Origin of the sequence: Herpetosiphon sp., assembly GCF_003512625.1 — a bacterium.
Taxonomy (GTDB): Bacteria; Chloroflexota; Chloroflexia; order Chloroflexales; family Herpetosiphonaceae; genus Herpetosiphon; species Herpetosiphon aurantiacus.
The window spans coordinates 94,093-101,144 of sequence record NZ_DOPT01000033.1; the positions used below are offsets into that span (position 1 = coordinate 94,093).

A 7,052-nucleotide genomic window follows, 5' to 3' on the forward strand; every position below is an offset into this window, starting at 1 on the left:
CTTGCGTCATAAACCTGCTTAGGGTATGATCAAGTTATAATGACTGTGCGCCTTCAACGGAGAACGCCAACATGACGCAATCAGATAGCCTTCGCTCGTTTGGTCTGTATATTGACGGAGCTTGGGTCGCGGCCAGCGATGCTGCTAGCGAAACCCTGTACAACCCCGCGACGGGCGAGCCAGTTGCCCAAGTAGCGCGGGCCACCATTCACGACATTGATCGAGCGGTTGGAGCTGCGCGGAAGAGTTTCGATATTGGTTCGTGGGCGCAAATGCGGCCTGTTGATCGCGCTAAAACGATCGAGGCGATTGCCGATTTGCTCGAAGAAAACACCGACGAATTGGCCGAGCTTGAGACGCTCAATGGTGGCGCAACTCTGCGTAAAAGTTCATGGCTCGATATTCCGGTAGGTATCGAGCATTTGCGCTATTTTGCCGATTTGGCGCGGCAACACCCCATGCAAACCTTGCCCTATATCGATTTTCCGTCGCCGAGTGCTAATGCGGTTTGGCGCGAGCCGATTGGGGTTTGTGGCCAAATTATCCCTTGGAACTACCCATTTTTGATGGCAATTTGGAAGATTGGCCCAGCCTTGGCCGCTGGCAATAGCCTGGTGCTCAAGCCAGCCTCGTTGACTCCAGTTACCGCTTTGCGTATGGCCGAATTGATTCATGAAGCCGATTTGTTGCCGCATGGCGTTTTCAATGTGGTAACTGGGCCTGGCGGTTTGGTGGGCGAACGCCTGACCAGCCATCCTGCGGTCGATAAAATTGCTTTTACTGGCTCGACCGAGGTTGGCCGCCGCATTGCCGAAGTCGCTGGGCGTAATCTCAAGCGCGTTACCTTGGAGCTTGGTGGCAAATCGCCAGTGGTTGTTTTGCCCAATGCTGATCTTGATTTGGCGGTTGATGGGGCGATTTGGGCGGCCTTTATGCATTCAGGCCAAAGCTGCGAGGCTGGCACACGCTTGCTCTTGCCCGATTCGCTGCACGATCAATTTGTTGAGCGGATGGTCGCACGAGTTGAACAATTAGTGTTGGGTGATCCGCTTGATCTGACAACTGATTTAGGGCCGTTGGTTTCAGCTGCTCAAAAACGTGCAGTCGAGGCCTATATCGAGCTGGGGATTCAAGAAGGCGCTACCTTGCGCTGCGGTGGAGTGGGCATCGATGATCCCAATCTGGCCAATGGCCATTTTGTGCGACCCACGATCTTTACCAATGTGCATAACCAGATGCGGATTGCTCAAGAAGAAATTTTTGGGCCAGTCCTTTCGGTAATTCGCTATCATACAGTTGGTGAGGCGATTACGCTTGCCAATGATACCAACTATGGCTTGGCAGCCAGCGTGTGGAGCCGCGATTTACAAGATGCCCAAGAGGTGGCGAGGGCAATTCGGGCTGGCACGGTTTGGATCAATGATCATCACCTGATCAATGCCAAAGCGCCATTTGGGGGCTACAAAGATAGCGGAATTGGCCGCGAGTTGGGGCCGAATGCGCTTGATGCCTATAGCGAAATCAAGCATATTCATACCGACTTGACCCAAGAACGCACCCGCCGCATTTGGGTCGATATCGTTACGCCACGGCTTGATGATTAATAGACTAGAGACGTAGGAGAAGGTTTTCTAACCACGAAGGACACGAAGAGCTTGAAACTGCGAAGATACGAAGTGTATGTTTAGCCACAGATTGGCACAGATCTACACTGATGTTCATCTTTCCTCCCTCATCCTTCATCCTTATCAAGCCTCTGCGTTTATAATAGATCGTATGTTCTATATTCTATGTGTAATGGTTTATAGCGTTAACAACGGCCAGCATGCCCTGACCCCCTGACCCCCTCGCCCGCCCGCGAGGCGAGGGGGAACCGCTTCAACAGTGCTCCCCTCGCCCGCCGCAGTGGGAGAGGGGCTGGGGGTGAGGGAACGAGAACTGGTTCTCAATCCAATCAACCATTACCGATAGCCCATAGCCTGATCTCTTCTGCGCCTCTGCGTTTATAATAGATCTTATGTTCTATATTCTCTCGACGCGAGGTAACGATGAGCACTATTGCCTTTTTACGCGCAATCAACATTACCAACCACTTTGTAAAGATGGAAGAGTTACGCGATGTCTTAGTGGCCCATGGTTTTAGCAATGTTCAGACCTATATTCAATCGGGCAATGTGGTTTTTGATGATCCAACCCAAAGCTATGCTGAGGCCGAGCACTTGATTGCAACCCAACTTGAGGACTGTTTTGGCTTTGCAGTCGCAACATTTCTACGTTCTGCCGCCGAATTGGTCGAGCTTGAACAAGCCTGCCCATTTACGCCAAGCGAGATCGATCCGCAAGCGGCTTTGTATGTGACGTTTGTGCAGCACGAACCAGATGCTGAAGCCCAAGCCCGTTTAGCCCAATATCAAAATGAGTTGGATACATTTCGGATCACAGGGCGGCATGTGTGGTGGTTGCGGCATAAACAGCGCGGGGAAAGTAAGTTTAGCGGGGCAAAATTGGAGCGAGCGATCAAACAGGCCGGAACCGCCCGTAATATCACCACAATTCGCGCGATGATCGCCAAATATGGGTTTACCAAATAGCTGGCTTCCAGCATTTGAAAGCCAGCTCGTGGATTATTCAGCAATCAGGCCGCGCCGTTTGAAGTCGGCAGTTACTCGCGCCGTCAGATCGTAGAGATTTTCGCCAAGGAACAAGCTTGGGCGTAGTTCATCGCGATCGCGGCGTTTTTCCACGGCGAGCCAGGTTGGGCCATATTGATAGACATTTAAGCTGACATCACCAAGCACAATCGGCTCGTTGACCGCCGTTAAATCTTTTTTCCAAATTTCCCATGGCTCGGCAAACATGCGATCAACCCGTAGATCGTGTTCGTGGAACAGCCGTTTATCTTTGATCAAGGCTTTGGCGACCAAGGCATGCAAGCCCATCAAGGCGTTTGGCTCGCTCAATGCCACAGCATGGCGCTTGCTCGCTGCAAAGGTATACAATTCTTGCTCGTTGGCAAACACAGGTGCCCAGAAATCGGTTTGACCAGTAATCCGCTTTTTGAAATAGCAAGTCGGGCGAATCAAGCCCAGCGTTTTGGCATCAACACCGCGCACATGTAGCTTATCGCTGGCTCCAGGTCGGCCAAGCACGCCTGTCAAATGCAGATATTCATTCAAATATTCACGCACTTTGGCAAGCTCAACATGGCGAAAAACGGGGCCACCAGGGGTTGTCGCCAGCACATCATCACCAATGCTATAAATTGGATAGACTTGGCGCGAACGGCGGGCAATAAACACATAGGTTGGTAGGCGAGCCAAGTTGACCAAGGCTTTGAGCACAGGCACTGCTTGGCGTAAAGCTGTTTCAGGATCAGCATCCTCAACCCGAAAGCCTGCAATCTCCAATTCATAGAGTTTTTGCTCGGGTGAGTGATAGATGGGCAATTCTAGGGTTTGTTGCTTAATTAATGTGCCAGGAGCATAATCGGCGCTCACCACATAGGGTTGGAGCGGAGTTTCAGGTTTGGCGCTCACTGCAAGTTGCATAATTGCTCCTTGATGCTAACGATGCGCTGACTGAGATTAGCTCAATCAGCGCATGCTTGAATTGGTTTATTTGGTTGACGAAAGCTCTGGCATCATTGAGCGAGCACCTGCCACACCAGCAACCGGCGTGCCAAACTCGGGGTATGAAACCGTGTCGTGCTCAGAAATATCCAAGCCTTCGATTTCTTCTTGCTCCGATACCCGAATGCCCAACGTCTTTTTCAGCACATAGAAGACGATGAACATGGTTGTGAAGGCCCAAGCGCCAACTGCCAAAACCCCAATCGCTTGGGTGCCGAGTAGGCCCAAACCACCGCCATAGAACAAGCCAGCAGCATCGCCCATGCCAGTCAAGCCGCCAACAGCCGGGCTAGCAAACAAGCCAACTGCCAAGGTGCCGAAAATCCCATTGAAACAGTGAACTGGAATTGCCCCAACTGGATCATCAAGTTTCAAGACTTTTTCGAGGAAGATCGAACCATAGACGAAGATGATCCCGCCGAGCAAGCCGATGAACAATGCGCCAACTGGCGTAACATTGGCACAGCCTGCAGTAATTGCGACCAAACCAGCGAGTGCGCCGTTGGAAGCTACGGCAGTATCGGGGTGACCAGTGATCAACCAGTTGGTGATCAGGGCTGAGAGTGCGCCAACCGCAGCGGCCATGTTGGTGGTGACGGCAATATAGCCAATGCTTTCGTTCATGCCCGAGAGGGTGCTACCTGGGTTGAAGCCAAACCAGCCAACCCACAGAATAAAGACCCCAAGCACGCCAAGGGTCAAGCTGTGGCCTGGAATAACGTTGCTTGAGCCATCTTTGTTGAATTTGCCCAAGCGTGGCCCAAGCAAAATCGTGCCAGCAACTGCGGCCCAGCCACCAACGCTATGCACAATCGTCGAGCCAGCAAAGTCGATAAAGCCCAGTTGGAATAGCCAACCGCCGCCCCATTGCCAGTGTCCCGAAATGGGGTAGACAATGCCACAAATCACGGCGCTATAAATCAGGTAGGAGATAAATTTGAAGCGTTCGGCGACTGCGCCCGACACAATTGTGGCGGCGGTGGCGGCAAACACCAATTGGAAGAAGAAACCAACCCAATCTTTGCCGCTGCCAGTTGCTGGGCTAAAGTCGCTGAGGAAGAAGTTGTCGGTACCGATGAAGCCACCAGCTGATGCACCATACATCAAGCCGAAGCCAATTGCAAAGAACAACACCGTGCCAACACAAAAATCCATCAAGTTTTTCATCAAGATGTTGGCGGCGTTTTTGGAACGAGTAAAGCCACTTTCGACCAAGGCAAAGCCAGCCTGCATAAAAAAGACCAAAACCGCGGCAATCAACAACCAAATAATATCAATTTGGGTGGTGATTGTTTCGGTTGCTACCGGGGCGGCTTCTTGGGCAAAAGTTGCAGTGGGTATTGCTAGCGAAGCAACTGCTGCGGGTACAATCCAGCGTCGTCGTCGAAACATTAGAACCTCCCTTGATGACAGGTAATGATTGGCTACGATGCGATACACGCCGATCAAGCAATAGGTTGGAATCTATTGAGTTGATCAAGCTAACAAATGCTTCGCCTTTGAAGATTTAACCTGGAGCGGATTCAGAATACCGATGCGAGGAAATCAAACGCTACCTAGCACTATACCCATCTATTGTTGTGCAATAGTGCTAAAATTGAAGCAAGCTTGATTGGGTAATTGGGTTTATTTACGGCTGTAGGTTTATCTTACTCAATGATTGTCACTTGATTCATCGCCATGTTGCCTAAAATATTGAAGTTATATTTTGTGCAATTTGTATATTTTGCTATAATTTCTACTTGTTAGTACGCCTAGAATTTTAAATTACTATCAGGCTGCACTGTTAATACTATCAATAATGCCCAAGCGATTGGGCAGTTTAGCTAATTTCGGCTAAGGTGTGCACAATGATCGAACGAATTATTGTTGGTGCTGGGTGTTTTTGGGGAGTCGAAGCGGCTTTTGGGGCGCTTGCCGGTATTGTCCAAACCCAAGCTGGCTACGCTGGTGGTTGGACTGAGCAGCCAAGCTATGAGGATGTTTGTGCAGGATCGACAGGTCATGCCGAGGTCGTCGAATTACATGTTGATCTAACGATCATCAGTTTAAACGAGCTGTTGGGTTATTTTTGGGCTATGCTAGAACCGCCAGCCGACCCCGACCCACAATATCGCGCAATGATTATTTGTAGCAATGCTGCTCAGTTGGAGCTAGCTCTGGCCAGTAAGCTAGCTCAACCACAGCTCGTTGATTATTCTGTTGAAATAAAACTTGATCTGCCGTTTTACCCCGCCGAGGAATATCATCAACAATGTTATCGCAAATGGCGTGATCGCTTTGAACGGCGGGCTAAAGTTGTTTGAGCATATCTTGAATCAGTTCATGGTTGATGCCTGCGCCTGCCATCGCGCCACCAGCGGCGGCATTGATTGCTTGCTGCATGCCTGCGGTCGCATCGCCAGCAGCATACACGCCTGGCACGCTGGTTTGCCCCAACATTTGCACCTTGATCAAGCCTGGCATATGGGGATTATCGGAAACTTCACAGCCTAGTTGGGCTGGTAGTTGGCTACGTTGGCGTTGGGGCACGCCGATCAACAAACCGCTGCGGGCCAATGGCTCACCTTGATCAAAAATCAAATGGGTCAATTGTCCATTGGCTTGTTCGATACCAACCAAACGATCTTCGCGAATTGGCAAGTTGAGTTTTGCTAAGATTTGGCGTTGCTCAGGGCTAAGTTGAGCCTCGCCATTGGTACAAACTACTAAATCGCTGCTCCAGTTGTGCAACAAGGTAGCAACGTGAAACAAACGCTCAGCATCGGGCACTAACACCGCCAACGGCTGATCGCGCACTTCCCAGCCATGGCAGTAGGGGCAGTGAAATACGCTTGATCCCCACAATTCGGCTAGGCCTTCGATTGGCGGCAATTCGTCGATCACGCCCGAAGCTAGCAACAATTTGTGACTGCTAATTTCGCTGCCATCATCAAGCTTTACCACAAAACCACCATCGATTGCTTGGGCATGCTCAGCAGTCGCGAAACGTACCTGCACACTTGGGTAGGGCTTGAGTTGCTCGCGGCCAATTTGACGCAATTCAGCAGGCAAAATGCCATCACGCGAGAGAAAATTATGCACACCAGGCGATTGCGCATTGCGCGGCTGCTGACTATCGAGCACTAACACACTGCGTCGTGCTCGCCCCAACACCAAGGCTGCACTCAAACCCGCCACGCTACCACCAACAATAATCACATCAAACATTGCGAAAACTCCTTATTGATACTTGATATCAATATATAAGCTTTTGCTAAAATGTCAAATTTGTAGTGATCGTTACGATAAAATCTAAGGATAATTACAAAAAAGCCCGACTCCACTTAAGGAATCGAGCTAAATCTACTTTACAAAGGTAGATCTTAATCAATCAATTGGGCTGTGGTATTTACTTGGCATTCACCACCCTTCCGTCCCGCC

The 7,052-nt window shown here is 50.3% G+C and carries 6 protein-coding genes; 3 read left to right on the forward strand and 3 right to left on the reverse strand.

From position 1 onward, the window contains the following. Nucleotides 1-71: 71 nt before the first annotated feature. Both DEF47_RS08170 and DEF47_RS08175 read left to right on the forward strand, forming a co-directional pair. Nucleotides 72-1,604, forward strand: a complete 1,533-nt coding sequence (locus tag DEF47_RS08170; RefSeq protein ID WP_012191318.1) for an aldehyde dehydrogenase family protein — start codon at nucleotides 72-74, stop codon at nucleotides 1,602-1,604. Between the two features lie 444 nt (nucleotides 1,605-2,048). Next, complete coding sequence (locus DEF47_RS08175) at nucleotides 2,049-2,591, forward strand: DUF1697 domain-containing protein (protein WP_012191319.1); 543 nt, start codon at nucleotides 2,049-2,051, stop codon at nucleotides 2,589-2,591. Between the two features lie 33 nt (nucleotides 2,592-2,624). Here DEF47_RS08175 and DEF47_RS08180 read toward each other — a convergent pair whose 3' ends face one another. Then, nucleotides 2,625-3,548 (reverse strand): hypothetical protein, encoded by a 924-nt coding sequence (locus tag DEF47_RS08180; protein WP_012191320.1) that lies wholly within the window; start codon nucleotides 3,546-3,548, stop codon nucleotides 2,625-2,627. A gap of 66 nt (nucleotides 3,549-3,614) precedes the next feature. Beyond that, a complete protein-coding gene (locus tag DEF47_RS08185) occupies nucleotides 3,615-5,021 on the reverse strand; it encodes an ammonium transporter (protein ID WP_012191321.1) in 1,407 nt (468 codons plus the stop codon). 458 nt (nucleotides 5,022-5,479) lie between these two features. On the opposite strand from DEF47_RS08185, the gene msrA reads away from it, so the two are divergent. Beyond that, nucleotides 5,480-5,935, forward strand: a complete 456-nt coding sequence (gene msrA / locus DEF47_RS08190) for a peptide-methionine (S)-S-oxide reductase MsrA (protein WP_012191322.1) — start codon at nucleotides 5,480-5,482, stop codon at nucleotides 5,933-5,935. On the opposite strand, the gene DEF47_RS08195 is transcribed toward msrA, so the two are convergent. Further along, entirely contained in the window at nucleotides 5,922-6,839 is a 918-nt protein-coding gene (locus DEF47_RS08195; protein WP_012191323.1) for an NAD(P)/FAD-dependent oxidoreductase, read from the reverse strand. The two genes, msrA and DEF47_RS08195, sit on opposite strands and share 14 nt — an antisense overlap. Nucleotides 6,840-7,052 lie beyond the last annotated feature (213 nt).

Coding starts and splice junctions, on each gene's coding strand:
- DEF47_RS08170 (WP_012191318.1), top strand. CDS start 72: ATGACGCAATCAGATAGCCTTCGCTCGTTTGGTCTGTATATTGACGGA.
- DEF47_RS08175 (WP_012191319.1), top strand. CDS start 2,049: ATGAGCACTATTGCCTTTTTACGCGCAATCAACATTACCAACCACTTT.
- DEF47_RS08180 (WP_012191320.1), bottom strand. CDS start 3,548: ATGCAACTTGCAGTGAGCGCCAAACCTGAAACTCCGCTCCAACCCTAT.
- DEF47_RS08185 (WP_012191321.1), bottom strand. CDS start 5,021: ATGTTTCGACGACGACGCTGGATTGTACCCGCAGCAGTTGCTTCGCTA.
- msrA (WP_012191322.1), top strand. CDS start 5,480: ATGATCGAACGAATTATTGTTGGTGCTGGGTGTTTTTGGGGAGTCGAA.
- DEF47_RS08195 (WP_012191323.1), bottom strand. CDS start 6,839: ATGTTTGATGTGATTATTGTTGGTGGTAGCGTGGCGGGTTTGAGTGCA.